Here is a 17481-nt window from a genome sequence, read left to right on the forward strand (position 1 = left end):
GAGGCCCTACCGATGCAGACAGTGCAAGATGGCGGCAGAACCTGATCTGCGTAGCCCCCATGTTTCTTGAAGCCGCCATTGCCCTGCTGGCCCTGTTGCTGGCCCTGCTCTGCCGCCCCTGGCGCATGCTGGGCAGCCGAGCCGGCCCCGGCGGCATGCATGACCCGATACTGTCGCCTCTGATCACGCCGCTGCTGGCCATTGTGGTGCTGCTGCCCTGGGTCTGGGCGCTGCCTGCGCTGCACCAGATGCCGCTGCAGCTGCGCTGGTCTGGTGCACCGCTGGTCGTACTTTTGATTGGCTGGCCGCTTGCAGTACCCGTGCTGCTCTCGGTGGGCGCCATAGCTTTTGCACTGGCTCCTGGCTTGGGACTGGAGGAAGCCCTTGGCATGGTGGTCTGGCAAGGTCTGGTGCCGGCTACGCTGGCCATGCTCTGGGGTGTGGCAGTGCGCCGCTGGTGCTGGCACAACATTTTTGTATTCATTCTTTTGCGCGGCTTTTTGGGCACAGTTCTGTGTCTGTTTGTTGCATCTCTGGTCGGCCAATGGGCAGGCCATGTGCTGCCCAATGTCAACGAAGACCTCTCGCGCATGGCCCGCTGGCTCATGGCCTGGGCCGATGGCGTGACCACCGGCATGCTGACGGCGGTGTTCGTAGTCTTTCGCCCGCACTGGGTGGCCACCTGGTCGGATGCCATATATCTGCAGCCGCCTGGCAATTCTGAAAGCTGAAGCCGCCGAGGCGCATCAGCTCTGCCACTTCAGCTCTGCCACTTTCCCGGCAACTGCGCAAACCGCATCTTTCCCATCCGGCAAAACGCCAAGGCAACTGGCACAGGGCTTGCTCATCATCGGGCTATCGCACTGCAGCCATCACCAAGCTGGTGCATATCTTGAGAAAGAGAGGGATCGCATGCTGCTCCAACCCGTCCGCAATATCGCTAACCGCAAAATTCGCCATGCCGCTCATGCCATGGCCCGCCCCGCACTGGCCTGCGCTGTGGCGGCAGGCTTTGCCGCCACAGCGCAGGCACAGGACGCCTATCCCGAGCGCGCGGTCAAGGTCATCGTCGCCCTGCCCGCCGGAGGCAGTGCCGACATGATTGCCCGAGTCGTGGGGCAAAAACTGGCCAGCGAACTCAAGCAGCCTTTTGTGGTGGACAACCGCGCCGGTGCCTCGGGCCAGATCGGCACACCGGCCGTGGCACGTTCTGCCCCGGACGGCTACACGCTGATGGTCTCGCCGGCCTCATTCCTGACCACCAACAAGAGCATCTTCAAATCCCTGCCCTATGACCCCGAGGCCGACTTCGCGCCCATCAGCAAGCTGGTGAACCAACCCATGGTGCTGGTGGTCAAGGACAGGCAGAAATTCCCCAGCGTGGCTGCCGTGGTGGCGGCAGCCAAGGCCGCACCGGGCAAGCTGACCTTTGCCTCCTCCGGCGACGGCAGCCCCCAGCACCTGGCCGCACTGATGTTCGAGACGCGCACCCAGGCCAAGATGCTGCACGTGCCCTACAAGGGCGGCGCGCCGGCCGTCAACGATACGCTGGCGGGCAATGTGGACATGTTGTTTGCCGTGCTGCCCGAAGCCCTGCCCCATATCCAGGCCGGCAAGCTGCATGCCCTGGCGCTGATGGCGCCCAGGCGCGCGGCCATGCTGCCCAACACCCCCACCATGGCGGAAGGCGGTTTTGCCGATCTCAACCTCTCGGCCTGGGTCGGCCTGTTTGCCCCGGCCAAGACGCCGCAGCCCGTGATCGACAAGCTCAACCGCGCCGTGCGCATAGCACTGGACAGCGAGATCAAGACCAAACTGGGTGAAAACGGCATGGAAGTCGCGCCATCGACGCCCGAGCAGCTCAGGCAGACCGTGGCCCAGGACATCAGGCTGCATGCCGAGCTCGTCAAGGCCGCAGGCATTCAGCCGCAGTAGGCGCCGCTGCGAGCAGCACCAGGGGGCAGACTCAGGGGTGAATGGCCTGCCGAAGCCCGCCACAACAGCGGATAATGGCGACCATCTTGAGGAATGGCGCAGACCTGATCTCCGCCATTCCCCTTTCTACTACCCCCTCATTCGCACGACTCGCAATGACCGACGCCACCGAATTCGCTCCCGGCCTGATGATCCGCGGCTTTACCGCCCCCCAGAAGCTGGCGGACTACAAGCTCATCGCCTTTGATATGGACTCGACGCTGATCACCATCGAGTGCATCGACGAGATCGCCGACGCCACAGGCAAGAAGGCCGAAGTGGCGGCGATTACCGAAGCCACCATGCGCGGCGAAATCACCGACTTCAAGGACAGCCTGCGTCAACGCGTAGGCAAGCTGGTCGGAGTGACCGAGGCCGACATGGCCCGCGTTCTGGCCGAACGCCTGAGACTCTCGCCGGGCGCTGAAACCCTGGTCAAGGCCGCCAAGGCCGCCGGCCTGAAGGTGCTGCTGGTCTCCGGTGGCTTCACCTACTTTGCCGAGCATGTGCGCGGCCTGCTGGATATCGACTTTGTGCGCGCCAATGTGCTGGAGATCAAGAACGGTGCACTGACCGGCGGTCTGGTCGAGCAGGCCTGGGGCGATATCTGCGACGGTGCGGAAAAGCGCCGCACCTTGCTGGAAGTGGCCTCGCTGATCGGTATCGATGCCAGCCAATGCATTGCCGTGGGCGATGGCAGCAACGACATTCCCATGATGCAGGCGGCCGGCCTGTCCGTGGCCTTCCACGCCAAGCCACGCGTGCGCAACGAAGCCAAGGTCGCCATCAACGAGGGCGGCCTGGATCGCCTGCTGGAAGTGCTCCGATAGGCTGAAACAGACCAGCCCAGCACCAAGCCGCGCTCTCTGCTCCCGGGGACCGCGGCTTTTTTGCGCCCGCTGCGGCACGGCAATCCCCGGCAGCTTTGCTACAGTGCCATGCATCTCCCCCAACTCGGTCGAAAGGTCAGAGCATGAGCCAACTCAGAATCGCCGTCATCGTGGGCAGCCTCAGCAAGCAGTCCATCAACCGCCAGCTCGGCCAAGGCCTGGCCTCACTCATGCAGGACAAGGCCGATTTCGAATTCATCGATATCAGCCGCCTGCCGGTCTACAACCGCGACTTCGACAACACCCCCGATTTCAAGCCCTTCGACGACCTCAAGCCCCTGATTCGCACCTGCAACGGCGTTCTGTTCGTGACGCCCGAATACAACCGCTCCATCCCCGCATCGCTCAAGAACGTGCTCGACGGCCTGAGCCGTCCCTATGGCCAGTCCGTCTGGGCAGGGCTGCCGGCCGCCGTGATAGGCAGTTCGCCCGGCGCGGCCGCCACGGCCATGGCCCAGCAGCACCTGCGCAATGTGCTGGTGTCGCTGGACATGCCCACCCTGCCCCAGCCCGAGGGCTTTGTGCGCTGGTCCGACACGCTGCTCGACGCCGACGGCAAGATCGGCCAGGGCAGCCATGACTTCCTCGTCAAGTACATGACACGCTTTCTCGACTGGGTGCAGTTGCACCAGAAGCGCTAAACCAATCTTCCTCTGGCTCGATAGCTCGCCCCGCTCACGTTTCAGGCGCTGCGGGGCACTTCATGACTATTTCCCTGCATTGAAGACTGCTGGAACTTTTGCGCATGCAGAGTGTTCCTACAATAGCGTGCGGCCTCATACATCACACAACATCCGGCCGTCGGGGTCTGAGCCCTGTCCTTTTACGGACAGTTTCAGTTCAGCACCTTGAAAATCCAACCATTGACTTTAAATACCATAGCAAGCAAGCCTTTTGCGACAGCCGTTGCAGGGCATGCTGGTTGTCTTCGCTCGTCAGAGTGCAGGCGCCCATCTATGACAACCATGACTGGAAACCATTTCGTGAAGACTTCGTACCGTGCTGCTGCCTCCGTGATTGCTATCGCCATCGCATCGCTGACCGTGCCTTCCCTGGCTCAGGCCAAGCGCATGGGCAGCAGCAAGTCCGTTCGCCCTGCCAGCATCGGCAGCAAGGCGCCCGCTCAGCCCGCACCCGTGGCTCCTGCCGCCGCCGCACCCAAGGCTGCTGCACCTGCCACACCCGCAGCCCCCGCCGCCGCTGCAGCTCCTGCGGCCGCTCCCGCAGCTGCAGCGGCTCCTGCTGCTCGTGGATCCGGCATGATGGGCACCATGGCGGGCGCTGCCGTTGGTGCCGTGGCCGGCACCATGGCTGGCAATGCCATTGCCGGCGCCATGGGTGGCGGCGACAAGGAAGCCGAAGCCAAGAAGGCCAAGGAAGAAGAGGCCAAGAAGGCTGAAGCGGAAGCCGCCGCTCTGCAAAAGAAGCTGGACGAGGCCAAGGCCAAGGCGGAAGCTGCACGCGCGGCCGCCAAGTAATCATCAGCCCGCAACCGGGCTTCAATACAGGCCGGCCAGGAATTCAGACCTACCGGCCTCATTCGAAAAGGGATGCGCTCTGCATCCCTTTTTTCATCCCTTTTTGCGTGCCTCCGGGTGTTTCCATCCACCGTAAGCTGCCAGCTACGGTGCATTCCTGGCAACAGACAAGGTCTGCAAGGCAGACCATACAAGGCAGCTGGGCATGCCCAGGCCTGTGGACCCATGAGGCTGGCACACGGCGCCTGCCGATTGCGCGAAGCTCGGCAAGACACCGAAGGACATGCACACATCAAGCGTCATCCGCTCGGCTCCTGGCGATGATGCGCCGCCAGATCCTTGTCACACGCGCCAGACCCAAGCCAGAGCCGCCGCAGCAAGAATGCAGCCAGCAGCAGGCCCAGCCATACCCGGCCGTGCGACACTGGCGAAAACGCCCAGATCACGGTCAGGGCGCTAGCCAGCAGATAGCCACCGGCAACGGCCGCCTGCAGCCGTGAAAGAAGGTAAGCGCCCGCAGGGGCGGCGTTGGATGGAATCATGAAAGGAGGATCGGGATGGTGACCTGGGTAGCTATCGGGTTTTCCTGGGATGGAGCGGGCGCATGCGCCCTCTCTTCCTGTATGACAAACGAAAACCCAAAAAGGGTCACCCCGCGATGCAGCAGGTGCCCGGCGCCATGCGCCGGAGCGGCCAGTCCCAAGGCTCAGAACTTGTAGGTCATGCTCACGCTGACGCTGCGCGGAGCCCCCCATGTGTAGGTGTTGTACCAGTTGAAGATGGTGTAGTAGCGCTTGTCCAGTAGGTTCTTGACGGACAGCGACGCCGACAGTTGCTTGCTGAACTCGTAGCGAGCCATGGCATCCACGATCCAGTAGCCCTTGACGGTATGTGTGACGATGCCGCCGGCGGGCGTGGAGATGTCGCCCCAGGTCTTGTCCTGCCAGCGCGCGCCGCCGCCCAGGGTCAGGCCGCTGAGGCTGCCGCTCAGCCGGTAGCTGCTGTAGAAGCTGAACTGATTGGCCGGTGTGAGCGTGGACACGCGTTCGCCCTGCTGTCGTGCCACGCCGTGCGAAAAGCCCGCCTGCAGCTGCCAGGCCGGGGTGAGCTGGCCCGAGACCTCGAACTCGTAACCGCGCGTCTTCACGCCTTGAACCGCGCGGTAGGCCGTGGCGCCCGTGGGGGTCACGCCGCCGGTCTCCAGGCCGTAGTTGTCCTGCTCCAGCTGAAACACCGCGGCCGAGGCATTGAGCCTGCCGTTCAGGAAAGCTGCCTTGACGCCCAGCTCGTAGTTCTTGCCCTGCAGCGGTGCCAGCGTGTGCCCCTGTTCGTCCTGGGCGGACTGAGGCTTGAAGATGCCCGAATAGCTGGCATAGGCCGAATAGGTGTCGTCGATGTCGTACACGGCCCCCACATAGGGCACGAACACGCCCGACTCCCTCATCTGCTCGGCGCGGTTGGTGTAATTGGACCAGCGCCCGCCGGTGATCAGCTTCAGGTCGTCGCGCAGATTCCAGCGTACGGTCGCATACAGGCCGCGCTCACGCGTGGTCTCGTCGTTGGTGAAATCCGCCACCGCTCCCCAGGCCGGAGCGGCCACATCACCTCTCCAGAGGTAGTAGTTGTCCACCGTCTTGTCGTAGTTGCCGGTATCCCACCAGCCGCGGTTCTTCCAGTGCCGGTTGGTCAGGCTGCCGCCCAGCACCAGTTCATGCTCGCGCCCGCCCAGCCGGAACGGGCCGCTGGCATAGAAGTCGGCCGCATTGCTGGTGGTGCGGCCTATGTACTGTCCCGCCCACATGCTGACGCCCGAGCCGTCGGCGGGATTGGGAAAGCCCGCAGCCGCCGAGCCCAGGTTGGCGTCATAGCCGTTGATCTGCCGGTTCAGCTGCAGCTTGGCCACCCAGCCGCTGTCGAAACTGTGCTCCAGCGTGGCGAAGGCGGTACGGGTGTACTGCTCCCAGCGGCTCCAGCGCGCACCGTTGTTGAACGAGCGCGGCATGTCGTTGAAGTCCCCGTTGGCATTGAGCAGCGGTATGCCGCCCCAGGTCGAGCCCCTGGGCTTGTTGTCCTGGAAGTCCGCGCCCAGGGTCAGCAGCGTGCGCGGCCCCAGGTCGGCTTCTAGGATGCCGTAGAACACCGAGGCATCGCGGCTGTAATGGTCCAGCTGCGTGTGTCGGTCCTGGCGCGCCGCCATGACCCGGCCGCGCACGCTGCCCGCCTCGTTGAGCGCGCCGCTCAGGTCCAGCTCTCCTCGGTAGCTGCCCCAGCTTCCCGCGCCCAGCGTCGCATGACCCTGGAACTCGCGCGTGGGCTTCTTGCGCACCAGATTGATGGTGGCGCCCGGGTCGCCACTGCCCGTGAGCAGACCGGTGGCGCCCTTGAGCACCTCGACGCGGTCGTAGATGGAGGTGTCGCTGAGCGTGTTGCCCGCCGAATAGCCCGAGTCGCGCAGCATGGGAATGCCGTCGTACTGGAAATTGTTGATGGCAAAACCGCGCGCGTAATAGACCGTGCGCTCGCTGTCGTAGGTGACCACGCTCACCCCGGGCGTGTGCTCCATCACCTCGTCAATGGAGTTGAGCTGGAAGTCGTCCATCTTCTGGCGCGTGACCACGCTCACCGACTGCGGCGTCTCCCGCGGCGTCAGCACCAGCCGCGTGGCCGTGGCAATGGCCCCCGGCGTGTACAGGCCCGAGCCTTCGGTGATCTCGCCAAGCTGGTTGGCCACCACCTTCACCTCGGCCAGCGTGGACGGCTCCGTGCCCGTGGCCGTAGGCACGCGCTGTACGGTGAGCATGCCCTGCTCCACATGCCCTTGCAGGCCACTGCCGCGCAGCAGCGACTCCAGTGCCGCGCCCACATCGCGGTGGCCCTGCACCGCAGGCGCCTGCCGGCCCTGCACCAGCGCAAGATCGAAAGCCAGCTGCAGGCCGGCCTGGCGTGCCAGCTCGTGCAGAGCACCGCCCAGAGGCTGGGCCGCGATGTCAAAGCGCACGGCCTGCGCTGGCGCCTGGGCCCAGGCGGCCTGCAGCGGCATGGCCAGACCCAGGCAGATGGCGGCGCGGGCCAATGGATGGAGACGGAAATGGGGGAGAAACGGATGCATGCAAGTCGTCCTTGAATCAGTGATGAGGTCAATACCCGGAGATCACTGTCTTGACGCATGGCATGGCCACAACCCTGAAAAAAACCTGGTCCGCTCACCGCACCGGTTGCGGAGCCGCTCACGGAGCCAGTGCCAGCACCAGGCCGCCGCCGGGCTGCTGGCGCACCTGCACCGGCAAGGCCCGCGGCAAGGCACTGACCCATGCATGGGCCTGGGCGATGCGCACACGCCCGCTCAAAGGAAGGCACGCGGCCCCGGGGGTGACTTGCAGCTCAAAAGACGCATAGCGCCCCAGCCGCTGCAGCGCCTCGCCCAACGTGGCGTCGGCAAACACCAGCTCGCCATGGCGCCAGGCCGCCGCATCCCTGGATGCAGCCTGCGTGCGCACTGCTGCGCCTCTCTCCAGGCGCAGTCCCTGACCCGCATCCAGCTCATGCGTCTGCCAGGTCCGGGCATCCGCGCCAAGCGTCTGCACCCGCACCCGGCCGGAAGCCACCTGCACGGAAACCCGCTGTCCGCTCTGGCCGCCCTCCTCGATGTCCACGCCAAAGCGCGTGCCCAGCACGGTCACCCGCACGCCGGCGGCCTCGACCATGAAAGGCCTCTGCTCGTCGCGGGCCACCTCGAAGAAGGCCGCCCCCTGGACAAGCGTGACCACGCGCCGCGCCAAGAAATACTGCACCCGGGCACTGCTGGCCGCATCCAGCAGCAGGCTCGAGCCGTCGGGCAGGCCGTGGCGCACCTGCTGGCCGCGTGCGCTGCTCCAGCTGGCCTGCCACTGCACATGGTTCTGGCGGTACAGCAGCCACTGCTGCCAGGCGGCAGCGCCGCCCAGCCCCACACCCACCAGTCCCAGCAAGGCGCCCAGGCTGCGGCGCCGCCCCCCATGGCCCGCACGCTGCGCGTCGGCCGGGCTGCTGCCGCGCCAGCGGTGCAGCGCATCCTCGATGCAGGCATTCGCCTGGATCAGATCACGCTCCACCGTGTTCAGCGACACGCCCAGGCGCGCCGCAATCTCTGACTGGCGCACGCCATGCACGCGGTGAGCCACAAAGGCCTTGCGGCTGCGCTCAGGCAGTGCGGCCAGCGCGGCTTCCAGGGCCGCCAGCGCCTGCCGGTACATGACGGACTCGGCCACGTCGGGCGCATGGCTGGGAGCCATCTGCTCGCGCACGGCCTCGGCGTCCAGGTAGCGCCCATGGCGCTGGCGGCGGCGGTGCGCATCAAGGGCCATGTTCTGCGCCATGACGGCCAGATAGGCAGTCGCATCGCGCGGCCCCGCGGCCGCGCCGCTGCTGTCGGCAGGCCCGGCCTGTTCAGCCTGAGCGGCCTGCGCATGCTCGGCCAGCCTCAGCCAGGCGTCGTGCACGGCATCACCGGCCTCCTCGCGACAGCCCGTGCTTCGCGTGGCGGCGCGCAACAGATCCGCATAGGCCCGCTCGAAGCCCGAGAGCAGCGCGCGGGTGAAGGAGGCTGTCATATCCATAGAGCTGGATCATAGCTATATAAATAGGAATCATTCTCAACGTCATCATTTCACCCAGGCTTTTGCGCTCAGAATGTGCAGCGCATATGGAACGCAGGAGATTGCCGGCTCTGCGATCGAGCGCTGCACCTTGTGCTTTCCGTCATAGCTGCTGATGGACACATTGCCCTTCTTGCCGCCCAGAGTCACGTCATAGCGCTCGCCTGCGATCTTGACCAGATCGGCTACTTCGCCCAGCGTGTCCTTCTTGAACTCGGTCAGCTCCTGGTGCAGACGAATGGCACGGGTGGCCACCTTTTTTTGCGATTTCATCGCGCAGCAAGTCTTGCTCACGGACATTGGCGCGGGGCACCAGATGGCCCAGGGCGTTCTTCATGTAGCCCTCGGGAATGGTTTCAGGAATATTTTGTTGAATCATTTGTCGTTGCTCCTTAAGTGCAAATTGCCCCTCAGCAGCGCACGCCACGGCTGACGATTGCGCTGAAATCCAGTGATCCCTGGCGAAGTGGTGTGAATGGCGTGGGCTTGTAGTCGTCGCTCTTCATCACGTTGATCTGCCGCCGCTCAGGCATTTCGCCCATGGGCTTGGGCGCTCCCTTGCCAGCCCTTCCTGGTGTCTGGCCCAGGTCAAACAGTGGAGCGGCCACGCTGCAGATGTTCCAGCGCAGCTCCGACAATCTCCAGCCAGCCGCCTGTGCGCAGGTTGCGCAGGCGTTTGACCAGGTCGCTTTCCAGTTCGCCCGTCACCGGGCGCAGCTGGTCGAGGTTCTGCGGGCCACGAGCCTTGATGTGGTCCAGCATCACCGGCACCAGCCAGCTCTACAGTGCAGCCGATGAAGCGGCCAACGGCGGCCCCTTCACGTCATTGCGGGTGGTGTTAGACAGCCAGCTCAATGGCAAGAACAGCCTTCAAGCTCAGGAGTGGACGGTGACCCGATAAAAAGACGGGCGACCTGGTCATCTATAGTTAAAACAGAGAGGTAGAGCCTGCGGGCTTGTTCTAAGGAGTACCCATGGCGCAATTTCCTGAGGCGATCTATCTTCCTGGCCCAGATGAACCTGCTGGTGTCCTGACCTGGGGTAAATCACCTGAGCAAGCAAAGAGTGACCAGGCTGCTGTTATTGCACGGATTGGAGGCTTTCGCAGCCCGGACTATGCTCAGTCCTACCTGCTTGCAGCCAATACTCTTTTGAGGGCTGCTCAGAGTGACAACCGATTGAATCATCATGGAATACCGATCTTTTTCCTTCAGCGCCATGCTGCGGAACTGATGACTAAGGCTCCATTGCAGCTTGGTATTGAGGTTCAGAGCTATCAAAAGATAGCTAGGTCACCCGACGTCTTCCGTATTTCCAACTGAAGACCACATCAGACACTCGGAGAGATCGCATGACCTTCGCGAGCTGCTTGAAGACCTGGTTGAAATGTCTAGAGCGCTACAGCTAGGCACTGTTCCTGCACCTCTTCATTTGGTCGTAGAAGAGATCCTGGCCCTAGAAAAGGAGCACACCTGGTCAAGGTACTCATTTCATTTTGAAGGCAAGAAGGATCTCAAGACTCGTCACCAGCACCTGCAAGAAGAAATAACCATTCCTCTCGGAAATATTCAGAACCAGCTTCAAGCAGCCAGCTTTTCTCTCGGCTCAAGTTGGCCATTCGATAGCAGTCTGATGGGAATCCTGGGGTCACGAATAGAGCGTCTGTGGCGTGAAGCTGGAGAGATAGCTTAAGGGACAAGCTTGCTGGCCGCTCCTATGTTTGAAATTCGTTTGCTTCAGTTGAAACGCTGAATCAGTGCAGTTATCACACCCCAGCAAGCAAGTTATCGCGCCGCGCTTCAGAAAGGGATCGACCCTGCACAATCACGCACCAGGAATATATCGGAGTCTGGAGCTCCACTTCTGGCCATTCGCGCAGGCCGCGCCCCTCTCGGACGAATGCTCGCAGCCACCTCCCGACACCTGTTGGATGATTGCAAGACTATTGCGCTGTTGAGCTCTGCGATGCTTTACTCGGCAGGTGGTTGATGCAAATGTCCGGAACCGAGCCGTTTCCGACCCAGGTTGGTATTCAAGGACCTCAAGAATCAAGATGACAAGCTTTCGCTCTCACAAGCTTTTGCATCGCATCGTGCTCGGCAACCTGCTGGTAGCGGCCTTGCTGTGCTTTGCCACCTGGCTTGGCGTGCATGCCAATTACCGCGCGGACATGGACCTGGGAGTAGCCGTCACCAGGCACCAAGCGCGCAGCCTGAGCTTGGAGCTGGCTGCAGAGGTGCGACTGGTGGACAACGCTCTGTCATCGATCGCCAGTCGTTACCGAGCGCGCAGCCTTGACGGACTTTCCGCTGCCAACTTTGCCTTGTACGAAATGCTTCAGGAACAACGTGCCCTGATTCCTTTTGTCACCGCCCTGCGCATTACAGACAGTGCTGGCGAGGTACTCATCACTCCCAGCGAAATTGATGTGCCGTTTTCAGTGGCGGAACGCGCCTATTTCGCTCAAGCCCGAGAAACGGACCGAATGGTGGTGTCCGAGCCTCTGATCAGCCACTCCTTCGGAAAATGGTCTATCGTGCTGGCAAGGCGTCTTCAGGCCGAGAGCGGCCAGTTCCAGGGCATCGTCTATGCCATTGTCGCGGCCGAACATTTTCACCAGCTATTCCAGCGCCAGTCGTTCGGCGCCAGCAGCGCCATGGCATTGCGCACCGATCAGGCACTGCTGGTAGCGCGCTATCCGGCTGCAAGCCAGGATGCCGACGCAGGTATCGGCAAGGCCGCTGTCTCGTCCGAATATCACCAGGCCATCAGCCGCAACAGCGAGGAAGGCTGGTACATCACACCGACCCTGATCGATGGCGTGGAGCGCATCACGGCCTACCATCGGCTGCCCGGATATCCTTTGACGGTGTTTACCGGGCTGGGTACGGAAGCCTATATGGCCATGTGGCGCGCCTCCGCCTGGCGTGCATGGGGTCTCGCCGGCTTGTGCATTGCCCTGATTGCTTTGGGTTCGGTAGCCCTGTACCGGCTGCAGCAGCGTGAACGCCGCATCCGCAAAGAGCAGGAACTGGTCATCAACAACGACCTGATCGGCATGGCTCGCCTGCGCGAGCGCAAGATCGTCTGGACCAACCCCGCCATGCGCCGTCTGCTCAAGCAGCCAGCAGCTGCACTGCAGGGCGCATCCACGCGCATGCTTTACCCGGACGAAGCCTCCTACAGGCGTATCGGCGAAAAAGCCTATGCTTCTTTGCTGGCTCGGGGCAAATTTCACGCTCAGTTCCAGGTGCAGAATGCCGAGGGCAAGCTTTTGTGGGTGGATGCATCCGGCACACTGCTGAATGCCGAAGAGTCGCTGTGGATTCTGGTGGACATCGACGCCCTCAAGCGAGGCGAACAAGCCGCCAATCACCTTGCCAACCACGACGCTCTGACGGGTCTGGCGAACCGCCGAGCACTTGAGGAAACGCTGAACCAGGAGCTGGCTGACGGCCAGATGCTTGCCGTGTGCTTCATGGACCTGGATGGCTTCAAACAGGTCAACGACACCCAGGGTCACGACGCAGGCGACGAGGTTTTACGTGTGGTAGCTGCCCGACTGACGGCCCAGGCCCGTGCCGGCGACTGCGTTGCCCGCCTGGGTGGCGATGAGTTCGTGGTGCTGCTATCGGGCTTGCACACTCCCGGTGAGGCCATGTCTGTCATGAAGCGCTGCATGGAAGCCGTGCGCCAGCCCATTGCACTGAATGGTGGAGTGATGGTGCAAGTCGGCAGCAGCATCGGTATCTCCATCAGCACCGCAGATAGTTCCTCGGCCAACCTGATGCAGAGTGCGGACGAGGCCATGTACTCGGCCAAACATGCAGGCAAGGGACGCATTGTTCAGCATTCGGACCTCTCGCAAGACTCCGAGGCTTGAGGCCGCCCCCTGCGACCAGCTGCATCTGTATATGTCCAGGGCCTAGGATCGACAACGCCTTCAGGACCAAAGCAGGGTATTTTGGAGACTCGCGGCCTGGCCTCAATCGGCCAAGCCCAAGGACCAGCCACCTGCTTCCGGCCAAAGGCAAGCTGCCAGAGCTTGTGCAGGCCCGCCTGCCGCATATTCATCTTGCCGACCGCAGCCAGCCCTCTCTTGCCTATTCCTGTGCTCTTGGCGGCAGCCCTGCAGCCTTGCGAATGGGCTCCAGCAAACCGCTGAGTCCGTTGTGGTCAAGCTCCTGCATCAAGGCCAGCAACTGACCGATCTCGCCTTTGGGAAAGCCCTCGCGGGCAAACCAGTTGAGGTAGTTGCCGGGCAGATCGGCAATCAAACGGCCCTTGTACTTGCCATAAGGCATAGGCACGCGCACCAGGCGCTCCAGCATTTCGGGATTCATGGCAGTCAATCGGGATCAGATTTTGTATAAAAAACGACGCTCTTATAACCAAATAAGAAAAATGTCCTGCAGACGTCGGTACACGGCACTAGACTATGCACCTTAGTTCGCTGCGGTCCAGATGGGGCCCGGAATTTATTGCAACTTGCTGAAGAAGGTCAGAACCAATGTTGAAGAAAGCTCTCTCTGCTATCGCTATTGCCACTCTGGCGCTGTCGGCCCAGGCTGCTGACGTGCTCAAGGTGGGCGCCACGGCCGTTCCTCACGCCGAAATCCTCAATCACATCAAGCCCGCACTGAAGGCTCAGGGCATCGATCTGGAAATCAAGGAGTTCAGCGACTACGTGCAGCCCAATGCCGCCGTGGAAGACAAGCAGCTGGATGCCAACTTCTTCCAGCACCAGCCCTATCTGGACAGCTACAACAAGGACCGCAAGACCTCTCTGGTGGCCGTACCCAACGGCAAGGTTCATGTGGAGCCCTTCGGTGCCTACTCCAGCAAGATCAAGAACATCAAGGATCTGAAGAATGGCGCTACCGTGGCCATTCCCAACGACCCCTCCAACGGCGGCCGTGCACTGATTCTGCTGGCCAAGCATGGTCTGATCGAGCTCAAGGATCCCAAGAGCCTGACCCCCACTGCTCTGGACGTCGTCAAGAACCCCAAGAAGCTGAAGTTCAAGGAACTGGAAGCGCCTTTGCTGCCCCGCGCCCTGGCTGATGTCGACCTGGCCCTGATCAACACCAACTACGCAATCGAAGCCAAGCTCAACCCCACCAAGGATGCGCTGTTCATCGAAGGTGCCGATTCGCCCTACACCAATATCGTGGTGGCCCGCAAGGATCGCGCCAACGGCGCCGACATTGCCAAGCTGATGAGCGCTCTGCACTCTGCAGACACCAAGAAGTTCATTCAGGAAAAGTACAAGGGCGCCGTGGTTCCTGCGTTCTGATTCGCAAAGGCCTTAGAAACGTTGGTGCGCCCCTCCTCGACAGGAGAGACTGCCGCGTTGTGAAGGGTACGGGCACAGGCACCTGCTGTGGCCCCGGGGCCGGACAGAACCGGCAGCCGGCCACACTTGACGACCTGACCCAGCAAAAAGCGCTGCTTCTGCAGCGCTTTTTTCTTTTGATTTGATAGCTTATAGCGCTTTACAGGCAAGGGCTTAAAGCAACTTCCACTTGAGATTTCTCAATGCGAGGGTGCAGGCACCGAGTGCCGCAAAACCGGTGTCTCGCCATCGCCGTTGACGCTTTCCAGATGCACGCCAAATCCCCACAGGCGAGCCGCATGCTTGAGAACCTCCTGTGCATCTTCCGCCAGCGGCCTGCCCTGGTACTGGGTATGCCGCAGAGTAAGACTGCGGTCGCCGCGCAGATTCACGCTCCAGGCCTGAATATTGGGCTCGCGCGTCCCCAGGTCGTATTGCTGAGACAGCAACTGGCGCAGCGTGCGGTAGCCATCTTCGTCGTGGATGGCACTGACCAGAACATCACGTTCGTCAGGGTCATCGTGCAGAGAGAACAAACGCATGTCGCGTATCAGGTGCGGGCTCAGAAACTGGCCGACAAAGCTCTCGTCCTTGTAGTTGCGCATGGCGTGGTGCAGCGCCGGCAGCCAGGGTGTGCCGGCCATGTCGGGAAACCAGCGGCGATCTTCCTCGGTCGGCTTTTCGCAGATCCGCCGAATATCACGGTACATGGCAAAGCCCAGCGCATAAGGATTGATGCCGCTGAAGGCCCGGTGGCCAGCCGGCGGCTGGTAGATCACATTGGTATGCGATGACAGCCACTCCAGCATCACGCCATCGGTCAGCCAGCCCTCGTCATACAGAGTGTTGAGCAATGTGTAATGCCAGAAGGTGGCCCAGCCCTCGTTCATCACCTGAGTCTGGCGCTGCGGATAGAAATACTGGGCGATCTTGCGCACGATGCGCACGATCTCTCGTTGCCAGGGTTCGAGCAAGGGAGCGTTCTTCTCGATGAAATAGAGGATGTTCTCTTCGGGCTCTCGGGGAAAGCGCTCGCTGCCTTGCGTCGTGCTGTCCTTGTCCTTGTCCCTTCGGGCTGGAAGCGTACGCCACAGCACATTGACCTGTTGCTGCACATAGGCTTCACGCGCCTCTCTCTCGGCGCGCTCACGCGACAGGCTTTTATGCGAGGGACGGCAATAGCGATCCACACCAAAGTTCGACAACGCATGGCAGGAATCCAGCAACTGCTCCACGGTGTCGAAGCCATAGCGTTCCTCGCATTGCGCCACATAGTCGCGCGCATAGACGAGATAGTCGATGATGCTGCCCGCGTCGGACCACATGCGAAACAGATAATTGTTCTTGAAAAAGCTGTTGTGCCCATAGGCCGCATGCGCAATCACCAGGGCCTGCATGGCCGTGCTGTTCTCCTCCATCAGATAGCTGATGCAAGGGTTGGCATTGATGACGATCTCATAGGCCAGTCCCATATGACCTCGTCGGTAGCGGCGCTCCGTGGCCAGAAACTCCTTGCCATAGCTCCAGTGCCGGTAATTGACCGGCATGCCCACGCTGGAATAGGCATCCATCATCTGCTCGGCCGTGATGATCTCGAGCTGATTCGGATAGGTATCCAGACCGTAGCGCTCAGCCGTGGCCGCAATCGCCGCGTGATACTGTTCGATCAGCTCGAAAGTCCAGTCGCTGGGGTCGGGCAAGGGAGACGCCGGTCGCTGGGACGCCATCAAAGGCGCCTGCGGCACATCGCGAAAGCGCGGCTCCCCCTGGGCATGCGAATTTCCGGCCTTTCTGCTGGCGCTGAGATCCAGCACGGGATAGAGATTGAGGTTCATATCGATACCCCATCCTTCTTGAAGAGATCGCGGAACACCGGGTAGATCTCGTTGGCTGCCGATACCTTGCGCATGGCGAAATGGGGGAACAGCGGCAGCAGGCGGCTGTACTCTTCCCAGAGACTCTGCTCCTCGAGCACCACTTGCAGGTAAGCGTAGTAGCGCACCAGCGGCAATATTCTTTCGGCCAGAAGGCTGTGGCATTTGCCGCCGTCGTCGCTGAAGTTGTCGCCATCGCTGGCCTGGGCGACATAGATATTCCAGTCGTTGACCGGGTAGCGGGCCCTGATGATCTGTTCGAGCAGGACCAGCGCGCTGCTGACTACCGTGCCGCCGCTTTCCGTGGAGTGAAAGAACTCGTCTTCGCTGACTTCTGCGGCCTGGGTGTGGTGGCGGATGAAAACAATCTCGATCTTGTCGTAATGCCTTGTGAGAAACAGATACAGCAGGATGAAAAAGCGCTTGGCCAGCTCCTTTCGCTCCTGATCCATGGAGCCGGACACGTCCATCACGCAGAACATCACGGCCTGGCTGCTGGGCACGGGCACCTTGCTGCGATTGCGAAAGCGCAGATCCAGTTGCTCCAGGAAAGGCACTGCGCCGATACGCTCACGCAAGGTATCGATACGGCGTTGCAACTCGGCTACTGACTCACTGGTGCCGTCATCCTGCGCCAGCAGAGCTTCAAGCTGTTCTTCCAGTACCTTGAGCTCACGGTGTGAAGCTTTGGTCAGCGCAATGCGCCGCCCCAGGGCGCCGCGCATGGTGCGCACCAGCGCCAGATTGCTGGGCGTGCCGTCATGGCTGTAGCCGGCGCGCCTTGTCTTGTATTGCAAGGTGTTGCCGATGTGGTTGCGCAGCAGGCGCGGCAGCGCCAGATCTTCAAAGAAAAGCTCCATGAACTCTTCCTTGGTCAAGGTGAAAGTGAAGTCATCCTGCCCCTCACCGCTATCGCTGGCCTGCGACCCCGAACCGCCGCCCCCACCAGGCGGGCGGGCAATGCGATCACCGCGCACATGCTCGCGATTGCCGGGCAGCACCATATCGCGGATACCACCCTGACCATGCCTGAAGACCGGCTCCTGAATGTCTTTTTTCGGAATGGTGATGCTTTCCGCCTGATCGATATGGCGGATGTCGCGCGCAGACACGGCTTTGCGCACCGCCTCCGCGATCTGCTCTTTGAAACGCCGCACAAACCGCTCGCGGTTACCCACTGATTTATTCTTGCCTGCGAGCCTGCGGTCGATGATATGCAGTGCCATCTGTGCTCCCATCTCCAGGGGCTGTTCTCAACTCAACCGTCCTGTCGGTGGCCGCGCCGGGCCACCGACA

18 protein-coding genes are annotated in these 17481 nt (G+C 61.8%); 9 read left to right on the plus strand and 9 right to left on the minus strand.

Annotation, left to right across the window (positions count from 1 at the left end):
- Nucleotides 1-59: 59 nt before the first annotated feature.
- From AAIL67_RS01475 to AAIL67_RS01495, 5 genes are all read left to right on the plus strand, one after another.
- Nucleotides 60-731 (plus strand): hypothetical protein, encoded by a 672-nt coding sequence (locus tag AAIL67_RS01475; RefSeq protein WP_343483214.1) that lies wholly within the window; start codon nt 60-62, stop codon nt 729-731.
- Nucleotides 732-912: 181 nt separating this feature from the next.
- Nucleotides 913-1935 (plus strand): tripartite tricarboxylate transporter substrate binding protein, encoded by a 1023-nt coding sequence (locus tag AAIL67_RS01480; RefSeq protein ID WP_343483215.1) that lies wholly within the window; start codon nt 913-915, stop codon nt 1933-1935.
- A gap of 155 nt (nt 1936-2090) precedes the next feature.
- On the plus strand, nt 2091-2804 hold the full coding sequence (gene serB / locus AAIL67_RS01485) for a phosphoserine phosphatase SerB (protein WP_343483216.1): 714 nt from the start codon (nt 2091-2093) through the stop codon (nt 2802-2804).
- A gap of 143 nt (nt 2805-2947) precedes the next feature.
- On the plus strand, nt 2948-3505 hold the full coding sequence (locus tag AAIL67_RS01490) for an NAD(P)H-dependent oxidoreductase (protein ID WP_343483217.1): 558 nt from the start codon (nt 2948-2950) through the stop codon (nt 3503-3505).
- Nucleotides 3506-3820: 315 nt separating this feature from the next.
- On the plus strand, nt 3821-4342 hold the full coding sequence (locus tag AAIL67_RS01495; RefSeq protein WP_054074056.1) for a hypothetical protein: 522 nt from the start codon (nt 3821-3823) through the stop codon (nt 4340-4342).
- A gap of 299 nt (nt 4343-4641) precedes the next feature.
- Here AAIL67_RS01495 and AAIL67_RS01500 read toward each other — a convergent pair whose 3' ends face one another.
- The 6 genes from AAIL67_RS01500 to AAIL67_RS01525 form a co-directional block, all read right to left on the minus strand.
- Nucleotides 4642-4884 carry a DUF3649 domain-containing protein gene (locus tag AAIL67_RS01500; RefSeq protein ID WP_063660942.1) on the minus strand — a complete coding sequence of 81 codons (243 nt, stop codon included), beginning with the start codon at nt 4882-4884 and terminating at the stop codon, nt 4642-4644.
- A gap of 164 nt (nt 4885-5048) precedes the next feature.
- A complete protein-coding gene (locus AAIL67_RS01505) occupies nt 5049-7451 on the minus strand; it encodes a TonB-dependent siderophore receptor (RefSeq protein WP_343483218.1) in 2403 nt (800 codons plus the stop codon).
- Between the two features lie 118 nt (nt 7452-7569).
- A complete protein-coding gene (locus AAIL67_RS01510) occupies nt 7570-8937 on the minus strand; it encodes a sigma-70 family RNA polymerase sigma factor (protein ID WP_343483219.1) in 1368 nt (455 codons plus the stop codon).
- A gap of 45 nt (nt 8938-8982) precedes the next feature.
- Nucleotides 8983-9249, minus strand: coding sequence for a DUF3164 family protein (locus tag AAIL67_RS01515; protein ID WP_343483220.1), 267 nt, complete (start codon nt 9247-9249; stop codon nt 8983-8985).
- Between the two features lie 137 nt (nt 9250-9386).
- The gene (locus AAIL67_RS01520; protein ID WP_343483221.1) at nt 9387-9584 is read right to left on the minus strand and encodes a hypothetical protein; all 198 of its coding nucleotides are present in this window, start codon (nt 9582-9584) and stop codon (nt 9387-9389) included.
- A complete protein-coding gene (locus tag AAIL67_RS01525; protein ID WP_343483222.1) occupies nt 9565-9738 on the minus strand; it encodes a hypothetical protein in 174 nt (57 codons plus the stop codon). The genes AAIL67_RS01520 and AAIL67_RS01525 overlap by 20 nt, the downstream gene beginning before the upstream one ends.
- Between AAIL67_RS01525 and AAIL67_RS01530 the strand changes: the two genes are divergently transcribed.
- The 3 genes from AAIL67_RS01530 (at nt 9725) to AAIL67_RS01540 (ending at nt 12859) form a co-directional block, all read left to right on the plus strand.
- Nucleotides 9725-9877, plus strand: coding sequence for a hypothetical protein (locus AAIL67_RS01530; RefSeq protein ID WP_156507025.1), 153 nt, complete (start codon nt 9725-9727; stop codon nt 9875-9877). The genes AAIL67_RS01525 and AAIL67_RS01530 overlap by 14 nt on opposite strands.
- A 73-nt stretch (nt 9878-9950) precedes the next feature.
- Nucleotides 9951-10298: a hypothetical protein gene (locus AAIL67_RS01535; RefSeq protein ID WP_343483223.1), complete on the plus strand. Its 348-nt coding sequence runs from the start codon at nt 9951-9953 to the stop codon at nt 10296-10298.
- 731 nt (nt 10299-11029) lie between these two features.
- Entirely contained in the window at nt 11030-12859 is a 1830-nt protein-coding gene (locus AAIL67_RS01540; protein WP_034377502.1) for a sensor domain-containing diguanylate cyclase, read from the plus strand.
- Nucleotides 12860-13079: 220 nt separating this feature from the next.
- Here the strand turns inward: AAIL67_RS01540 and AAIL67_RS01545 are convergent, their stop codons facing one another.
- Nucleotides 13080-13319, minus strand: a complete 240-nt coding sequence (locus AAIL67_RS01545; RefSeq protein WP_012838051.1) for a DUF3820 family protein — start codon at nt 13317-13319, stop codon at nt 13080-13082.
- A gap of 167 nt (nt 13320-13486) precedes the next feature.
- Here AAIL67_RS01545 and AAIL67_RS01550 point away from each other — a divergent pair, with 167 nt between their 5' ends.
- On the plus strand, nt 13487-14272 hold the full coding sequence (locus tag AAIL67_RS01550; RefSeq protein ID WP_003055852.1) for a MetQ/NlpA family ABC transporter substrate-binding protein: 786 nt from the start codon (nt 13487-13489) through the stop codon (nt 14270-14272).
- A 239-nt stretch (nt 14273-14511) separates the two neighbouring features.
- Here the strand turns inward: AAIL67_RS01550 and AAIL67_RS01555 are convergent, their stop codons facing one another.
- Both AAIL67_RS01555 and AAIL67_RS01560 read right to left on the minus strand, forming a co-directional pair.
- Nucleotides 14512-16146 carry a SpoVR family protein gene (locus AAIL67_RS01555; protein ID WP_343483224.1) on the minus strand — a complete coding sequence of 545 codons (1635 nt, stop codon included), beginning with the start codon at nt 16144-16146 and terminating at the stop codon, nt 14512-14514.
- Nucleotides 16143-17411, minus strand: a complete 1269-nt coding sequence (locus AAIL67_RS01560) for a YeaH/YhbH family protein (protein WP_034352205.1) — start codon at nt 17409-17411, stop codon at nt 16143-16145. The genes AAIL67_RS01555 and AAIL67_RS01560 overlap by 4 nt, the downstream gene beginning before the upstream one ends.
- Nucleotides 17412-17481: the final 70 nt, after the last annotated feature.

Source organism: Comamonas sp. A7-5 (genome assembly GCF_039581385.1).
Taxonomy (GTDB): domain Bacteria; phylum Pseudomonadota; class Gammaproteobacteria; order Burkholderiales; family Burkholderiaceae_C; genus Comamonas; species Comamonas thiooxydans.

Bases quoted from the DNA above. Each gene is read 5' to 3' on its own strand.
- AAIL67_RS01475 (WP_343483214.1), top strand. From the start codon at position 60: ATGTTTCTTGAAGCCGCCATTGCCCTGCTGGCCCTGTTGCTGGCCCTG.
- AAIL67_RS01480 (WP_343483215.1), top strand. From the start codon at position 913: ATGCTGCTCCAACCCGTCCGCAATATCGCTAACCGCAAAATTCGCCAT.
- serB (WP_343483216.1), top strand. From the start codon at position 2,091: ATGACCGACGCCACCGAATTCGCTCCCGGCCTGATGATCCGCGGCTTT.
- AAIL67_RS01490 (WP_343483217.1), top strand. From the start codon at position 2,948: ATGAGCCAACTCAGAATCGCCGTCATCGTGGGCAGCCTCAGCAAGCAG.
- AAIL67_RS01495 (WP_054074056.1), top strand. From the start codon at position 3,821: ATGACAACCATGACTGGAAACCATTTCGTGAAGACTTCGTACCGTGCT.
- AAIL67_RS01500 (WP_063660942.1), bottom strand. From the start codon at position 4,884: ATGATTCCATCCAACGCCGCCCCTGCGGGCGCTTACCTTCTTTCACGG.
- AAIL67_RS01505 (WP_343483218.1), bottom strand. From the start codon at position 7,451: ATGCATCCGTTTCTCCCCCATTTCCGTCTCCATCCATTGGCCCGCGCC.
- AAIL67_RS01510 (WP_343483219.1), bottom strand. From the start codon at position 8,937: ATGGATATGACAGCCTCCTTCACCCGCGCGCTGCTCTCGGGCTTCGAG.
- AAIL67_RS01515 (WP_343483220.1), bottom strand. From the start codon at position 9,249: ATGAAATCGCAAAAAAAGGTGGCCACCCGTGCCATTCGTCTGCACCAG.
- AAIL67_RS01530 (WP_156507025.1), top strand. From the start codon at position 9,725: ATGTGGTCCAGCATCACCGGCACCAGCCAGCTCTACAGTGCAGCCGAT.
- AAIL67_RS01525 (WP_343483222.1), bottom strand. From the start codon at position 9,738: ATGCTGGACCACATCAAGGCTCGTGGCCCGCAGAACCTCGACCAGCTG.
- AAIL67_RS01535 (WP_343483223.1), top strand. From the start codon at position 9,951: ATGGCGCAATTTCCTGAGGCGATCTATCTTCCTGGCCCAGATGAACCT.
- AAIL67_RS01540 (WP_034377502.1), top strand. From the start codon at position 11,030: ATGACAAGCTTTCGCTCTCACAAGCTTTTGCATCGCATCGTGCTCGGC.
- AAIL67_RS01545 (WP_012838051.1), bottom strand. From the start codon at position 13,319: ATGAATCCCGAAATGCTGGAGCGCCTGGTGCGCGTGCCTATGCCTTAT.
- AAIL67_RS01550 (WP_003055852.1), top strand. From the start codon at position 13,487: ATGTTGAAGAAAGCTCTCTCTGCTATCGCTATTGCCACTCTGGCGCTG.
- AAIL67_RS01555 (WP_343483224.1), bottom strand. From the start codon at position 16,146: ATGAACCTCAATCTCTATCCCGTGCTGGATCTCAGCGCCAGCAGAAAG.
- AAIL67_RS01560 (WP_034352205.1), bottom strand. From the start codon at position 17,411: ATGGCACTGCATATCATCGACCGCAGGCTCGCAGGCAAGAATAAATCA.